Raw genomic sequence first — 14,629 nt, forward strand, 5'->3', positions numbered from 1 at the left:
TAGACTCGCTCCCCATCAATTTTAATCCAATGTCCATTTAATATCCATCCCAATAATATAGAGATGGTTCCCTTAAACACTATTTAAGGTTTTCCATCTCTATCATGGAAGACATGCAACAGATGTGAATCTTCACTTACATCGTAGCTTCGCTGTTAAGAGTGGGTTCTCCAGTAGAATTTTCAATTACTTCATGTACCTCCATTTTAGGCAAAGTTTTAAACATATCATCATAGATAATCTGTGTCCTGGTTCCTGGATGGTTACGAGCATACTCTTTTACTGTTTCCCAATTACATTTTCCCTCAGCAATCATCCAACGCATAGTACTCCAGGGATTGGTAATCCTTTGATTTTCATAAGCTTCATTATAACGTCGCACAAATTCTGCATAGAGTTTTAATGGAGGTTCGTCTCCTCTTAATGGGACCGCAGCCGCTGTTGGCAAAACAGAAACTTCGGAGTTTCCTTCTGGGCGACGGCTGTATTTGCGTGTAACCAACCTTTCTACAGCAAAGGCTGCGTCACTTGGTCTACCAAAAAGCTGACGCAAAGTACTACCCCAGGAATGATCCACATAAATTATGTGATACAATGCACTGTTTGCTAAATGGCATCGGTTCACAAAAGGATCGACCAGCTCAGGTCTCGTATCCATATAAGTATCAATTTCTTTGAGCAACTCTTTACGTTTATCTGCTAATACTTGACGCAGTTCCTCATTTCGTGGTGGTTCGGCGCCACGACAAAGCAACATAGCAACACCGCGAAGCAAATCTTTATCGTTTTGCTTATTAACTAACTTTTTACAAAGTACTTCAATTGCATTTTCACCTGTTTTGTTACCTTGCCCAAGATTTTTATTTCTCGCCTCAAGCTTCAATTCTTCTACTGGAGACTCTTCTAATAAAGCTTCAAGTGCCTTTATCTTACCGTGTTGTGCCGCCAACAATAGAGGAGTATTTTTCATCTCCCCCATAGGATTAGACACATCCGCCCCAGATCGGACTAAATTGGTTACTCCAGAAGCAAAATCCAATACTATAGCCTGGTGCAATGGTTGGAAGGGAATACGCTCTTCGTTAAGACGCGTTGCTGCGTTCACGTCAGGTTTACAGGTTAAGATTTCTACCAATAATTGACGGTTTCTAGTGGGTAAAACCAATGACAATAAGGTTCGAGCCTCATCATCACGTTTGTTGACATCAAAAACGTTATTCCCTAAAAGATGAAGAGCCAGTTGAATTTTATTGGCAACAATTGCTTGGTGCAAGGGCAAGCCAATATTTTTATCTTGAACTTTGCTTAAGATTGCATCAATGAAATCGGTCAAATCAGAAGAGCCCTCTTCATGGACAGAGTTTTTATTTTTTTCCTGGTGTTGTTGAATTAGATAATTCAAAACAGTCATTTGCACGCCACCTTCCGTCCAATATGGGCGCTCAAGATAGTTCGCTTCTCTTTGCAGCTTTTGCTCAATAAATAGATTAAATCCTTCTAGTCCTGATTTTATAGCTGCATTTATTTCTGTGATAAATTCCATGTTACGTCCCCTGTAATATCCTTCCGGATTTATATTACACATTGGACAATAGAAGATCAAAGAATAGTTAAATTTTATACAAAACCATCAGGGTCTGTTTACATTTACACTATCTTGGCAAACAGCCCTTTTTTATACGTTCTAAGTGCACATATTTCTGTATGCTGCAATCGATACTCGAAATCTCACATTTTGGCTCAAGCGAGCGAAAGGTAACAGCCCCTCAATTTCAAGAAATCTATCGGATATAGCGATGTATGCTATGCGTCCAATTTAGTAAAAATCAAATCCCAAACACCATGCCCTAAACGTTCACCGCGTTGTTCAAATTTAGTAAGTGGCCGCGATAAAGGTCTGGGTGAATACCCTCCTTCTTTCTGCGTATTTTTTAAAGTTGGCTCGGTAGATAAAACCTCTAATATGTGCTCAGCATAATCTTGCCAATCGGTTGCACAATGAATAAACCCACCTGGCTTAATTTTTTTTGTCAATAATTGAATGAATTCTTTCTGAATCAAGCGTCTTTTATGATGACGTTTCTTATGCCATGGATCCGGGAAAAAAATTTGTACCCCAGCAAGAGAGTTATCCAACAATTGAGTTCGAAACACTTCAACTGCATCATGAGCAACAATTCGCACATTGGATAATTGATATTCATGCAAATCAGCAGCCAAGCTTCCTACACCAGCCTGATGCACTTCTATTCCTATGTAATTAAGCTCAGGGTTATTTTTTGCCATTGCCAACAGCGATGCTCCCATACCAAAACCTATTTCAACCACTGTATCCGCAGTACGAATAAACTCTTCTGACAAATTCCATGGACTTTCATCTACAGTAAGTTCATAATTTTTAAGCCAAAGATCCAACCCCTGACGCTGTCGATTGCTCACCCGACCAGCACGTAAGACATAACTTTTTATCTTGCGCTGCATAAATCACACTCATATTTTGTTAAAGCCGGAATTATATGTCGTTACAAAAATCTTGCAACTAATGCATTTTTTTGATATAAAACCGCTCTTGTATTTCACATCCGGCTATTTGCCCAGAATTTTACAAAGACCAATAGAGTCTGTTTGTATTTAAAGTAAACAGAACCTAAATTAAAACCTATTTTGGAGTAACGCAATGTCTAGAGTATGTCAGGTAACTGGCAAGCGACCCATGACTGGTCATAAAGTGTCGCACGCTAACAACAAAACCAAAAGACGCTTTCTGCCGAATATTCAGAATCACAGTTTCTGGGTTGAAGAAGAGAAACGATTTGTCACATTAAAACTCAGTACCAAAGGTATGCGTATTGTAGACAAGTTAGGTATAAAAGCAGTTCTGGATAAACTCAGAGCTAAAGGCGAAAAAGTATAACTAAGGGGTTAAACCATGGCAGCCGTCACTATCAAAGTGAAAATGGAATCCACAGCAGGAACTGGATACTATAAAACTACGACTAAAAACCCAAGAAACCATCCTGAAAAAATGGAGCTTATGATGTACGATCCCAAAGTACGCAAGCACGTTCTTTTCAAAGAGAAAAAAGTAAAATAATTATTTAAGCCTCATACCCATGGGGCTTTACGTTTAATATTAATTTACTTCTTAAATACAATCTTTCTTCTCCTCAAAAGCTAAAAATTTAGCTTTTCTTGCAAAAGCAACTTAATTCAAAAGTGCGCTAGCAAATCGCCATTTCATGAATCTAACATGAACACTTTGATTTGTGTTTAACTCTTCCATTCTGAAAAGCCAATTAGTGTCATGCATTTTTTTCAGAGGATTCCTAAATTAACGCCCATAGATACTGGATAATCCTTACGAATCGTTTAAACTGATAGTAAATAGCAATGAATAAATACAAAGAGGATTTGCATGAAACCATCATTGCAACTAAGTATTGGACAGCATCTGACGCTGACGCCACAGTTACAACAAGCAATAAGACTGTTGCAATTATCAACGATTGATTTACAGCAAGAAATTCAGCTTATTGTTGAATCTAATCCAATGCTTGAAGCAACTCCAAATGAAGATAAAGAAGAATTTGGTCCCAATGAAGCAAAGCAGCAAAATAATGATGAGTCCTATGATTTTCAATGGTCTGAACTGTATCAAAGCCCAAACAAACGCACTTCTTTTGAGGATAATGACTATAATTTCGATAATTTGCATTGCACAACAACTAATTTAAAAGACCATCTAAGATGGCAACTTGAGCTTTCTCCTATGAGTGATATAGACAGAGCAATAGCAACCACAATTATTGATGCAGTGAATAGTGATGGTATCCTAACGATGAGCATTCCTGAACTGCATGCGATTCTTACAAGTGATGAACATCCACTCGATTTAGATGAAATAAATGCAGTACGTCATCGCTTACAATTATTTGATCCTGTGGGATGCGCCTCAACAAGCCTCGCAGAGGCACTACTTGTACAGCTAGAGCAGCTTTCTTTGGATGCGGAACATTTGGCATTGACTAAAAAGATTATTACCGAAGACATTGAATTACTGGCTCAGCATAATTACAAACAATTAATGAAAAATCATCAGATTACTGAAAAAACAATTAATGAGGTGTTGAAAACAATTCAAGGTCTAAACCCTAAGCCGGGCAATTTAATTCATGAAGACATTACGGAGTACATTATTCCTGATTTAACGGTTAAAAAAGTTAATAATAAATGGAGGGTTCAACTGAATCAAAGTGTACTTCCTCATTTAAGTATTAATAGCCAATATGCATCACTGATTCAACGAGCAGATAATAGTGCAGACAATCAGTTTTTGAAAAATAACCTGCAAGAAGCCCGCTGGTTTTTAAAGAGCATTCAAAGTCGCCAGGAAACTCTGCTTAAAGTAGCTACGTGCATCATGGAATACCAGCAAGGATTTCTAGAGTTTGGCGAAGAAGCGATGAAGCCATTAATTCTCAATGATGTTGCTTCCGCTTTGGATATGCATGAATCAACCATTTCTCGTGTCACTACACAGAAATTTATCCACACCCCTCGAGGAGTATTTGAACTCAAATACTTCTTTTCAAGTCATGTCAACACAAATGCTGGAGATGAATGCTCCTCTACAGCCATACGTGCCGTCATAAAAAAATTAATTTCTGCGGAGAATAGAAAAAAACCATTGAGTGACAGTAAAATTACCCAATTATTGGAAGAACAGGGTATTAAAGTAGCAAGACGAACCGTAGCAAAATATCGTGAAGCAATGGGAATTGCTCCATCCAATGAAAGAAAAATAATTTGTAATTAATTTAGAGGCCTGTTGACAATTCGCTAGATTGAGCCAAAATGGTGTGACTTTAGAACATCGAAATGCAGCATACATGAATAAAGTATGTGAGTATCGGAGCATATAAAAATCGCCCCCCTTTTTGTAAAGATAGTAGAATTGTCAAACAGACCTTATGTAACTGGAGATTTTCATGCAAATTAACATCACTGGACATCATATTGATGTTACTCCTGCCCTCAGAGCATTTACCGAAGAAAAATTCGATAAGCTGGAGCGTCACTTTGATCAAATCAAATCAATTAACGTGGTATTGAATGTAGAAAAATTACGTCAAATTGCTGAAGCAACCGTTCATGTAACCAAAGGTGAACTGCATGCAAGCTCAGAATCTGATGATTTATATGCTGCAATTGATACGTTGATTGATAAGTTGGAACGTCAACTAACGAAACATAAAGAGAAAAGCCATAAGCATCACGATTAAGGAATAATCGCTTGCAGTAATTTTGCAAACAGCAAAGTGAAAGCCTATTTTTATCTTGGCTCCACTTTGCTGAGCTTAACTACACTTATTACCTATTTCATGATACATTTGTAGCGCTATGATTAAAACTAAAATTAAAATAATTAATAAATTGGGCTTACACGCACGAGCTTCGGCAAAGTTTGTTTCTACCGCAGCAAAATTCCAAAGCCAAATTGATGTAACCAGTAATTCACAAACCGTTAATGGGAAAAGCATTATGGGTGTTATGATGCTTGCAGCCAATAAAGGGAGTGAACTCATTATGGAAATAGATGGCCCTGATGAAGTACAAATGAATGAAGCCTTAACTCATTTGATTAATAATTATTTTGGTGAAGGCGAATAAGTGGAATTTGAATAATATATTATTTTTTAACTGAATATAGTTCATAAGTAAACTTACATCATTGTAATCAATAAAACCTTTCGAGTAATTGGAATCAGCGAGATGATATTTTCCATCTGATGTACATAATCCACTTATAGCATATAGCATGGGTAAGGGTTGCAACATCATAATCTCATCCTATTGCAGAAGGTACTTATTGAAGACCCTTAAATAATTGTTTCTATTTCTCAGAATTCTTTCTTTGCTTCCTCACTTTGTGCAAAGCAAATAAAGTCATAAATAACCCAGATAATGCATAAACAGTAAAACCTACAAATAAGACGACTGAAGGATTGGCTGCAATAGCTACAAATAAAATGATCATTACCAAGACATAAAGAAATGGAACTTTGCCCTTAAAATCCACTTCCTTAAAACTGTAATAGCGAAAGTTAGAAACCATTAAACCTGAAGTAGTTAATGACAAGAGCGCCGTTAATAGGGCAACAAACATATTCTGCCATTCATTTTGATAGCATAACCAGGCAAAAGAGGCCATTACTGCAGCAGATGGCGGGCAAGGCAACCCTTGAAAATATCGTTTATCTGCTGTTTCAATCTGAGTATTAAAGCGAGCTAAGCGTAAAGCAACCGCAGCTGTATAAACAAAAGCGACCAACCAGCCTACTTTACCTAACTGACTTAAAATTAAATTATATACTAACAATGAAGGGGCAACACCAAAGGTGACCATGTCGGATAAACTATCATATTCAGCACCAAACTCTGTCTGTGTATGAGTTAAACGTGCAATTCTCCCATCCAGTCCATCAGCAATCATGCCAATAAATATGGCGATGATAGCGGCTTCAAATTGTCCCTTCATCGACGCAACCAGTGAGTAAAATGCGGCGAATAAGCTGGCCGTTGTAAATAAATTAGGCAATAAATAAATACCAGAATGACTTTCTTTTTCCATTCCTAATAACCTTCAAAAAAATGCCAAATACAATATGTTGACATAATAGGGATAAAAATTGCTTTTGAAAACCAAATTTAACACAAATTTATTTTTGCAAAATGAATAAATTTCAGTACAGCCCCCTCATATGATGGTATAATTAACATACTGTATTTATATTACATAAAAAATATGGCTGCATCTGAAAAAAAAACCATCATTATCGAAGGAATAACTTCACAAGGAAAAACTTTTCGACCCAGTGACTGGGCGGAGCGTATGAGTGGCTCATTGGCAAGCTTTAAGAACAGTCGTATTCATTATTCCCCTCTATTAAGGCCCAGTGTAAATAGTGAGGGATACCAATGCATTTTACTTGATCCAAAGCTTAAAGAATCAAGCCCGTTACTTTATCAGTCCATTATTGATTTTGCTAAGGCAAATAACCTCAGAATCTGTGGGGAAGAAAACTAAGAAGAGTGCGGCTAGTACCCTTGGCTCGTTTTAATTGCTATAGTCCAGGAAGTGAGAGAATTCATTACATAATTCAGCATCGCTATGCTGTTATCAAAATTCATTGCCAATACCCCGGCAATTATAAATACTAAACCTTTAGGTCCATGCTGAGTTCCTGGCTGACTGGCATGTGCAACCAACACACATCCACGCACAAACCATAAGACTCCTGCAGTTTGGACAACTAATCCCATTGAGCTGAATATATTTGATGAATTGTATGAGGTATAAGTTAAAACATTACCTACCCCAAAGGTAGTATTGGCCATAATATCTAACGCAGTCGGCAAATAAAGTAAGGCCGCCCCCATCAGTAGATACATCATTGGGCTAAACATTTTTTCTTGCGACGAGGATCCTGACCGGTGATCTGCAATTTTCCGGAATTTGGAAATAGCGGTTATAAAAAATAAAATTCCCAGCAAATATGCTCCCCCAGTAATTAAATGTTGTACTGGATATAAGGAATGGCTGAGATTGCCTATAATTGTAATGAGATCCGGTGTATTCATAATTTAATTATATGCTGTTAAAACTTATATTGCATAATTTTTTGCTTATATTAAGCTTCATTCGGAGTTATAATCTCAGATTTTTACAGTAAAGTTGAATATTCGTCATGCAAATAAACACATTTCCCATCAAATTAAAAGAATCATTTATGATTTCTCCTAAAGTAAAGCACTTCATTTTTACTTGTGAAGTAGCCCCATATTTCAATTATTTACCTGGTCAATTTATTACCATTCATTTTGAACATCAAGGTAAAATATTAAAACGTAGTTATAGTATAGCAAATGCACCACAACAAGATAATCAAATTGAGCTTGCAGCCGGCTATTTTGAAAATGGACCAGGTACTGAATTGCTGTATAATTTAAAATCTGGTGATACGATTCAGGTTAGTGGGCCATATGGTCGATTAGTTATCAAAGATGAAACAATCCCTCGTCGATTTATCTTAGTCGCTACCAGTACAGGAATTACTCCATACCGAGCAATGCTTCAAGAACTAGGAGTACTTATGGAGCAGCACCCAGCACTTGAGGTTGTCATATTACAAGGAGTACAACGACGAGAAGAAATTCTCTATGCCAATGAGTTCCAAGCATTTTCTCAAAAATATCCCAAGGTTTTATTCAGACCCTATTTAAGCAGACAACCTGTGCATGAATTAAATGAAAATGAGTACAGCGGCTATGTACAACATGCCTTTCCTACATTAAATCTAAATCCTCAGCACGATGTTATTTATTTATGTGGAAATCCCGGTATGATCGACGAGGCTTTTCACTCTTTAAAAGAACAAGGTTTTGCTATGCAACAAATTATTCGTGAAAAATATATATCTAGATAATGTAAACAATCAGGAGCAAATACACTATGAGTTATGATGAATTATCCAATACTATGGAGCTTATACTGCAAGAGGGCAAAGGAATTTTAGCTGCAGATGAAAGCAATTCAACTATAGGTAAACGATTTACCTCGATTGGTATTGAAAATACTGAAGAAAATCGCAGAGATTATAGATTACTGCTCGCCACGACTACTGATTTAGAACAATATATCAACGGGGTTATTTTATTTGAAGAGACCTTTAGCCAAACTGATGAGCATGGAACTCCTATCCCTCAATTATTTGCTGATAAGGGTATCGTTCCGGGCATTAAAGTAGATAAAGGACTAATTCATCTCGCCAATACTGAAAGCGAACAAGTAACTCAAGGGCTCGATGGATTAGCTGAGCGTTTGCAGCATTTTAAAAAATTAGGTGCAAAATTTGCTAAATGGCGGAATGTCTATTCAATTTCTGAATTTACTCCCAGTTTGACCGCGGTTAAAACAGGCGCAGAAAATCTGGCACGTTATGCCGCAGCTTGCCAAGAAGCAGGGATTGTTCCTATTGTTGAACCAGAAGTACTCATGGACGGTGATCACACTATTGAACATTGTGCAGAAGTATGTGAAATTGTATTGCACGAACTATTCCATGCCTTATTTATTCACCAGATTGAGTTAGAACATATTATTTTAAAACCAAGTATGGTTACTTGTGGTAAAGCACATAGTCCTTTCAGTGAGCCTGATGAAATTGCTGACTACACAATTAGTGTATTCCGTAATAACGTACCTGCTGCAGTACCAACAATTAATTTCCTCTCTGGTGGGCAAACACCACAACAAGCTACAGCAAATTTGAATGCAATCAATAGCATCGACCATCAACCTTGGCTACTCAGCTTTTCTTTCGGCAGAGCACTACAGGAAGATTGTTTAGCTGCCTGGGGCGGAAATAAAGCGAATATCGCTAAAGCACAAGAAGCTTTATTAAAACGCGCCCGTTTGAATAGCTTAGCTTGTGTAAGTGAATACAACAGCAATATGGAATAATCATTCTATTGGGGAGAGGTTTTTTCCATGAAATAAACCAATCCCCAAAACAGTAACCCTCATCTTTATGCATCCTAAAAAGATTCACACTACGATTTTTAAACAAAATGCTAAAGAGGTTTAATCAATTCAAAACGAGCATAAAGCGGCAAATGGTCAGAAAGCATTCGCCAGGGCTTGCCATGTAAACACGCTACCTCTTGCACTTTCATGCCACGGAAATAGACGCGATCAATGCAAAGTGCCGGCCTTATAGCCGGGAATGAGCGTGCATGCTGTCCTTCTACTGAAACAAAAGCCTCTTCTATATTTAAGTTCTCAGCCAGAGGTTTGGAAATAACAGTACGCCAATCATTGAAATCCCCAGCCATCAATAGGGGTTCATCTTGTGGCACTACATCCTTTATGCGCTGCATTAAAGCATTACATTGCACCATCCGCTCTGTTTTAAAAAGGCCTAAGTGAACACATAATAAATGGATGGTGACCTTATCCAGTTTCAATTGTGCATGCAATATTCCCCTCGAGGCTCTGCGTATATTTGCAAGATTAATATTTTCAAATCGTTCAAAAGCATATTTACTTAAAATTGCATTCCCATGATGTCCCGATTCATATACCGCATTTTTTGCATAAACATAGTGAGGCCATATGTTTTCAGCAATATATTCAAATTGAGGGGAGTCAGGCCAAGCATTGATCCGTTTTTGTCGTTTTCTATGTTCGCCTTGAACTTCTTGTAAAAAAACAAAATCAGGAGTTAAGCTGGTAATTGCATCGCGCATTTTAGGAAGCAAAAAACGCACAGCGCCGCCTACACCAAACCCTTTATGAATATTATAAGTAATTAATGAAACGCTCTGTACTTCTTGTTGCATAATTTACTCTTTTCAAGTTCTCGTATTAAGCATAACACTAAATGTCATAAAAAAATTGCACTACTCTCTCGTTATAGAGCTTTCAAAAAAATTACTGAACACGTTAATTGTAATCATTGAAACCACGAGGCTCAAATCATTATTCATTTTATAAGGAATTATAGCTCTCCTGTTTGCAGTAGGGATATAATGATTACTTATATTAATTAAAAAAATAGTAAATAAAATGAAAACATTAAAGCTCACCATTCCAGGCTTTTCTATAGCCTGCACGATTTGGGGAAATCCCGATAAACCTACAATTCTTGCACTACATGGTTGGTTAGATAATGCAAACAGTTTTGCTCCTCTTGCTTCATTTCTAGAGAATGATTTTTATTTTATTGCTGTTGATTTGCCTGGCCATGGTCATTCATCACATCTTCCCGAAGGATGTCATTATCATTTTTTTGATGGAATTTTTGTTGTTATTGAAATAATCAATGCATTAAAACTTGATACAGTCCATCTATTAGGACACTCCATGGGCGCTTGCCTGGCAAGTTTGGTTGGAGGCGTAGTTCCCGAGCGTTTTCTCTCCCTAAGTCTAATTGAGGGATTAGGCCCATTTTCTCATCCGGCAGAAACCGCATGCCAACAATTAAGAGAGTTCGCACATTTTCTTGCTCAAAAAAGCAAAAAACCTAAGGGGTATGACAGCATAAGTAGCGCGGCTCTTGCACGTGCCTTTAAAGGATATGTTTCTCTAGACATTGCAAAAATTCTTTGTGAGCGAAGTTTAATAGAAAAGCAAGGCCAATATTATTGGCGGCATGATCAACGCTTACTGGCACGCTCACCTTTACGGATGACGGAAACTCAAATACTCTCTTGTCTGCAAGAAATTACGGCAAGAACTTATCTACTTCTATCCAGCAGAGGATTTTCTTTTGATCCTGAAATAATGAATAACCGGATTAAGACGGTAAAAAATCTGACACTTAAAAATATGGATGGAGGACATCATATTCACATGGAACAGCCAGAAGTTATAAGTAAACTTCTGGCTGAATTTATTACCACATAGATTAATTATGCACAGCCTTCCATGTTAGTAATGATTTTAACTTCGTTTAATGACTTTTTAACATCACATACAGCAGAAGAAGGATACTTCTCATGGTTCGGATCACCTGCGATTAGGTCAGTAATTGCACTTACCAAACCTTCGCCACCCTCATCAAAGTTTGAATAAGGTGTCCAATAATCCATGTTGGCTTTAACCATAACATCGAATGCTGAGCGGGTATTCCAATTAGGTTGATTGGCCAAAATGTAGAATAAATGGTTGTACACTCCACTGGAATAATGAACATCCAGACCACCATAGTATTCATCAGCAGTATCAATAGACTCACCATCACGACTTGGCATATCCATGTAACGTAATGCCTCCCAGCCGCTGTCTTCTTTCATGATCTCGCCGCCAATTTGCCAGCTACTTTTATTCACAGAATAATACTCAGCTGCCTGAGCTGCCATGTCAGAAAAGGCCTCATTCATTCCGCCAGATTGGCCAAAGTATTGAAGATTGGAATGTTGTTCTGTAAAACCGTGGCTGATTTCATGGGCACCTACTCCAAGAGATACTAATGGATACATCATGGTATCGCCATCACCAAAAGTCATCTGCTGACCATCCCAATATGCATTCTCATAACCTTCGCCATAATGAACTCGCATGACTAGCTGCATTGGGGAACCATCAGGATTACTCAGTGCGTTAGTATCATACCAATCTTTAAACATATGCCTAATCACATGGCCAGCATACAAGGCATCATTTGTTGGAGAGGCGGCTCCATTCTCTTTGTCATAACCATCTCCTTTATAACCAGTTAGGTAAACGTTGGAGTCATTGGTTGGACAATTAAACTTCATTGCTTTATTTCTAGAACTGTATCGGTGATCCATGTCAATTACTTTGACATCTGTATTTTCCATAAAGCAAACTTCATTGCTCATATCACGAGTTAAATCGAGATAGGGTAAATCAGCTCCGAATCGATAGAACCCTGTTTTGTTATTTCCACCAAAACCTGCTCCATTCGCCGAATCTCTTTTTGTTTTTATATCATTCCATTGTACAAAGGGTTTATTGGTTTTTGCGTCAATTATTGCAGTTGGGCGTTCTGGAATTTGATCTCTATGCACAACAAGAACACTTACTTTATAAGCCCAGTGTGCTTTATGCTGAGCATCGATATAAACCATAGGGGTAGATTTTTCATCACGTACCTCTTTACCCGCATACTTAGCTTTAAATTGTTGTAGCGCCAGATCAGCATTTTTCACAAAAGAAGCATCAGGTTGCCCCAATTCAGTCTGTAGGCCTTGATAAATGACGCCATTCATAGCTACATTTGACTGTGCTTTAGCTAATGATTTTGCTGTATGTATGCTATGCATAATCGCATAACCACCATAAACAGGAAATCCTACATATTGTTGCTGCATACGCACGTGAGTTACTTTATTATTATCAGTATGCTCACTTACAAAACTTAAACTGTCTTTAGCAAAAGTGATGCCTTGTGGTGTCAAAGCAAACTTTTGTTTTACTTGCTCAAGAGACGCCTTCTGTAAAGGCATAGGTTCTGCGGCTCTCGCAGAAGATGCTATTCCCAAGGCCAGAGCAACAGCTAGGGGAGATAAATAGTAATTATGATGCATGGAAACCCTCTCCTTATTTGCAACTTAATCTAAATTGAAAGCAACTCATCTCCTGCCAAACCATTAGTCCTTAAAATCAAGCTATAGAATAACCTGATTGGTTTTAACAGTGAGTCACACCTGTGAACACAACCAATAACTTTAAAAATCTTATCCAAGCTAGCATAATTTTAGGATTTTTGAAATTATTATTTATGCCTGGTAATAATTACCATAAAAAATACAGAGATGAAGAGATAAAAATTCTTCCCTACACTCTATTTTCCCAAAATGATGTGACTGAAATGAAAACTTCTTTATTGGATTATTGATTCTTGATAATACCATGCTGCCAATGCACTTAAGCCTAGTACAAGTAATATTAAAGCCAAAGAGAGTTGACCTTGTATCTTAGCCACTGCGATGATCCCACTTGTCAATGCAGAAGTTAAATCTTGCATACTGACATATAATGCCGCCACTGTTCCTGCAATTTGAGGGAATGGATGGAAAACTCCTGCAAAAGCGTTAATAAAAGTAAAGCCTGCCCCCATACTAAATAATGCAATCGGGATCATGATTGTCGCTACATTCATTATTCCTGCAAGAGCAAAACTGAGCATGATCCCTCCTCCGCCGATCATCAACAGGACACCCATAAACAACATGTAAGATACTCCTTTAGACATGACTAATTGGCTGTTAATTATTCCGCTAAGGCAAATAGCACCGGCAATAAAAATTGACAGTTGACCATATTCCAAAGGGCTTAATCCCAATACATTTTGAAACAAAAAAGGAGCAATAGTAAGATAAGCAACTAAACCAGCACATGCAAAACAGGCACATAGAGTGTAACCTAAAAAAATTTTAGACCTTAATAAAGCACAATAATTTTGCTGTATTACCCTTATTTTAGTTGCATCAGGATTAAGATTTTTATTGGTTTCAGGCAAAGCCCAGAGAATAAAAAACCAAAATACAAAACCCACGATAAAAATAAATAAAAAGTTCGCCCTCCATCCAAAATGCTCTTGAATGAACCCACCCCAAATTGGGGAAGCAACCAGAAGAAACGTACTTACAACACCGACATAAGAACCAATTTTTGATAAATATTTGTCAGCAAAAAGATCACGAATTAATGAACGCCCTACTGAACTGCACGAGCCAATGCCAAATCCTTGTAAAAACCGTCCCAACGTTAACACCATGACAGAGGGAGCAAATAAACAAAAAAGGCAACCTATGACACTGATTCCAATACCATAAATTAATGGACGCCTACGGCCAATTTTATCGGACCAAGGCCCAAAAAAAATATGGGAAATTCCCAATCCAAACATAAAAAGAAATAGAGTGAATTGGATTGATGATTCGGTACTCTTAAAGGCTTTCGTAATAGCAGGTAATGATGGAATATATTGATCAATGGAAATTTGCACTAATATCATCATCATAAAAATAACAAAATATATTACCGGTTGTACTTTTTGTATCCCTTGCTGTTGCTCGAGCCTCTCCTGCATCAAAAATT

Annotated in this window: 16 protein-coding genes; 9 read left to right on the forward strand and 7 right to left on the reverse strand. The window is 37.5% G+C overall.

All coding sequences use genetic code 11. The annotated features are described in order from the left end of the window. Positions 1–136: 136 nt before the first annotated feature. Positions 137–1,543, reverse strand: a complete 1,407-nt coding sequence (gene ankC / locus LXO92_RS15945; protein ID WP_182350524.1) for a Dot/Icm T4SS effector AnkC/LegA12 — start codon at positions 1,541–1,543, stop codon at positions 137–139. 260 nt (positions 1,544–1,803) lie between these two features. Further along, complete coding sequence (gene trmB / locus LXO92_RS15950) at positions 1,804–2,481, reverse strand: tRNA (guanosine(46)-N7)-methyltransferase TrmB (protein WP_182350526.1); 678 nt, start codon at positions 2,479–2,481, stop codon at positions 1,804–1,806. Positions 2,482–2,677: 196 nt separating this feature from the next. Here trmB and rpmB point away from each other — a divergent pair, with 196 nt between their 5' ends. The 5 genes from rpmB (at position 2,678) to LXO92_RS15975 (ending at position 5,670) form a co-directional block, all read left to right on the forward strand. Continuing rightward, positions 2,678–2,914 (forward strand): 50S ribosomal protein L28, encoded by a 237-nt coding sequence (rpmB, locus tag LXO92_RS15955; RefSeq protein ID WP_019233564.1) that lies wholly within the window; start codon positions 2,678–2,680, stop codon positions 2,912–2,914. Positions 2,915–2,929: 15 nt separating this feature from the next. Next, positions 2,930–3,094, forward strand: a complete 165-nt coding sequence (rpmG, locus tag LXO92_RS15960) for a 50S ribosomal protein L33 (RefSeq protein WP_003635328.1) — start codon at positions 2,930–2,932, stop codon at positions 3,092–3,094. Between the two features lie 321 nt (positions 3,095–3,415). Continuing rightward, positions 3,416–4,816, forward strand: a complete 1,401-nt coding sequence (locus LXO92_RS15965) for an RNA polymerase factor sigma-54 (RefSeq protein ID WP_182350527.1) — start codon at positions 3,416–3,418, stop codon at positions 4,814–4,816. Between the two features lie 172 nt (positions 4,817–4,988). Beyond that, positions 4,989–5,282 carry a ribosome hibernation promoting factor gene (gene hpf / locus LXO92_RS15970; RefSeq protein ID WP_182350528.1) on the forward strand — a complete coding sequence of 98 codons (294 nt, stop codon included), beginning with the start codon at positions 4,989–4,991 and terminating at the stop codon, positions 5,280–5,282. Between the two features lie 118 nt (positions 5,283–5,400). Beyond that, entirely contained in the window at positions 5,401–5,670 is a 270-nt protein-coding gene (locus tag LXO92_RS15975; protein WP_182350529.1) for an HPr family phosphocarrier protein, read from the forward strand. Between the two features lie 223 nt (positions 5,671–5,893). On the opposite strand, the gene pssA is transcribed toward LXO92_RS15975, so the two are convergent. Further along, entirely contained in the window at positions 5,894–6,631 is a 738-nt protein-coding gene (gene pssA, locus LXO92_RS15980; RefSeq protein WP_182350530.1) for a CDP-diacylglycerol--serine O-phosphatidyltransferase, read from the reverse strand. 174 nt (positions 6,632–6,805) lie between these two features. Between pssA and LXO92_RS15985 the strand changes: the two genes are divergently transcribed. Further along, the gene (locus tag LXO92_RS15985; RefSeq protein WP_019233559.1) at positions 6,806–7,087 is read left to right on the forward strand and encodes a DUF3579 domain-containing protein; all 282 of its coding nucleotides are present in this window, start codon (positions 6,806–6,808) and stop codon (positions 7,085–7,087) included. Between the two features lie 11 nt (positions 7,088–7,098). On the opposite strand, the gene LXO92_RS15990 is transcribed toward LXO92_RS15985, so the two are convergent. Continuing rightward, positions 7,099–7,641, reverse strand: a complete 543-nt coding sequence (locus LXO92_RS15990; RefSeq protein ID WP_182350531.1) for a type IV secretion protein IcmC — start codon at positions 7,639–7,641, stop codon at positions 7,099–7,101. 107 nt (positions 7,642–7,748) lie between these two features. On the opposite strand from LXO92_RS15990, the gene LXO92_RS15995 reads away from it, so the two are divergent. Together LXO92_RS15995 and LXO92_RS16000 are read left to right on the forward strand one after the other, a co-directional pair. Then, positions 7,749–8,486, forward strand: coding sequence for a ferredoxin--NADP reductase (locus tag LXO92_RS15995; protein WP_182350532.1), 738 nt, complete (start codon positions 7,749–7,751; stop codon positions 8,484–8,486). A 26-nt stretch (positions 8,487–8,512) separates the two neighbouring features. Next, on the forward strand, positions 8,513–9,523 hold the full coding sequence (locus LXO92_RS16000; protein WP_182350533.1) for a class I fructose-bisphosphate aldolase: 1,011 nt from the start codon (positions 8,513–8,515) through the stop codon (positions 9,521–9,523). A 110-nt stretch (positions 9,524–9,633) separates the two neighbouring features. Here the strand turns inward: LXO92_RS16000 and LXO92_RS16005 are convergent, their stop codons facing one another. Next, on the reverse strand, positions 9,634–10,401 hold the full coding sequence (locus LXO92_RS16005; protein ID WP_182350534.1) for an endonuclease/exonuclease/phosphatase family protein: 768 nt from the start codon (positions 10,399–10,401) through the stop codon (positions 9,634–9,636). A gap of 226 nt (positions 10,402–10,627) precedes the next feature. On the opposite strand from LXO92_RS16005, the gene LXO92_RS16010 reads away from it, so the two are divergent. Further along, positions 10,628–11,467 carry an alpha/beta fold hydrolase gene (locus tag LXO92_RS16010; protein ID WP_182350535.1) on the forward strand — a complete coding sequence of 280 codons (840 nt, stop codon included), beginning with the start codon at positions 10,628–10,630 and terminating at the stop codon, positions 11,465–11,467. Positions 11,468–11,472: 5 nt separating this feature from the next. Here the strand turns inward: LXO92_RS16010 and proA are convergent, their stop codons facing one another. Further along, entirely contained in the window at positions 11,473–13,113 is a 1,641-nt protein-coding gene (proA, locus tag LXO92_RS16015) for a zinc metalloprotease ProA (protein WP_182350536.1), read from the reverse strand. Between the two features lie 296 nt (positions 13,114–13,409). Continuing rightward, complete coding sequence (locus LXO92_RS16020) at positions 13,410–14,621, reverse strand: multidrug effflux MFS transporter (protein ID WP_182350537.1); 1,212 nt, start codon at positions 14,619–14,621, stop codon at positions 13,410–13,412. Between the last annotated feature and the right edge of the window lie 8 nt (positions 14,622–14,629).

Origin of the sequence: Legionella resiliens, assembly GCF_021344005.1 — a bacterium.
GTDB lineage: Bacteria > Pseudomonadota > Gammaproteobacteria > Legionellales > Legionellaceae > Legionella > Legionella resiliens.

What these genes read in the sequence shown, in the direction of transcription:
- LXO92_RS15985 (WP_019233559.1), top strand. Translation starts at nt 6,806, where the DNA reads ATGGCTGCATCTGAAAAAAAAACCATCATTATCGAAGGAATAACTTCA.
- LXO92_RS15990 (WP_182350531.1), bottom strand. Translation starts at nt 7,641, where the DNA reads ATGAATACACCGGATCTCATTACAATTATAGGCAATCTCAGCCATTCC.
- LXO92_RS15965 (WP_182350527.1), top strand. Translation starts at nt 3,416, where the DNA reads ATGAAACCATCATTGCAACTAAGTATTGGACAGCATCTGACGCTGACG.
- LXO92_RS15975 (WP_182350529.1), top strand. Translation starts at nt 5,401, where the DNA reads ATGATTAAAACTAAAATTAAAATAATTAATAAATTGGGCTTACACGCA.
- LXO92_RS16000 (WP_182350533.1), top strand. Translation starts at nt 8,513, where the DNA reads ATGAGTTATGATGAATTATCCAATACTATGGAGCTTATACTGCAAGAG.
- hpf (WP_182350528.1), top strand. Translation starts at nt 4,989, where the DNA reads ATGCAAATTAACATCACTGGACATCATATTGATGTTACTCCTGCCCTC.
- LXO92_RS16010 (WP_182350535.1), top strand. Translation starts at nt 10,628, where the DNA reads ATGAAAACATTAAAGCTCACCATTCCAGGCTTTTCTATAGCCTGCACG.
- pssA (WP_182350530.1), bottom strand. Translation starts at nt 6,631, where the DNA reads ATGGAAAAAGAAAGTCATTCTGGTATTTATTTATTGCCTAATTTATTT.
- rpmB (WP_019233564.1), top strand. Translation starts at nt 2,678, where the DNA reads ATGTCTAGAGTATGTCAGGTAACTGGCAAGCGACCCATGACTGGTCAT.
- LXO92_RS15995 (WP_182350532.1), top strand. Translation starts at nt 7,749, where the DNA reads ATGCAAATAAACACATTTCCCATCAAATTAAAAGAATCATTTATGATT.
- LXO92_RS16020 (WP_182350537.1), bottom strand. Translation starts at nt 14,621, where the DNA reads ATGCAGGAGAGGCTCGAGCAACAGCAAGGGATACAAAAAGTACAACCG.
- proA (WP_182350536.1), bottom strand. Translation starts at nt 13,113, where the DNA reads ATGCATCATAATTACTATTTATCTCCCCTAGCTGTTGCTCTGGCCTTG.
- LXO92_RS16005 (WP_182350534.1), bottom strand. Translation starts at nt 10,401, where the DNA reads ATGCAACAAGAAGTACAGAGCGTTTCATTAATTACTTATAATATTCAT.
- rpmG (WP_003635328.1), top strand. Translation starts at nt 2,930, where the DNA reads ATGGCAGCCGTCACTATCAAAGTGAAAATGGAATCCACAGCAGGAACT.
- trmB (WP_182350526.1), bottom strand. Translation starts at nt 2,481, where the DNA reads ATGCAGCGCAAGATAAAAAGTTATGTCTTACGTGCTGGTCGGGTGAGC.
- ankC (WP_182350524.1), bottom strand. Translation starts at nt 1,543, where the DNA reads ATGGAATTTATCACAGAAATAAATGCAGCTATAAAATCAGGACTAGAA.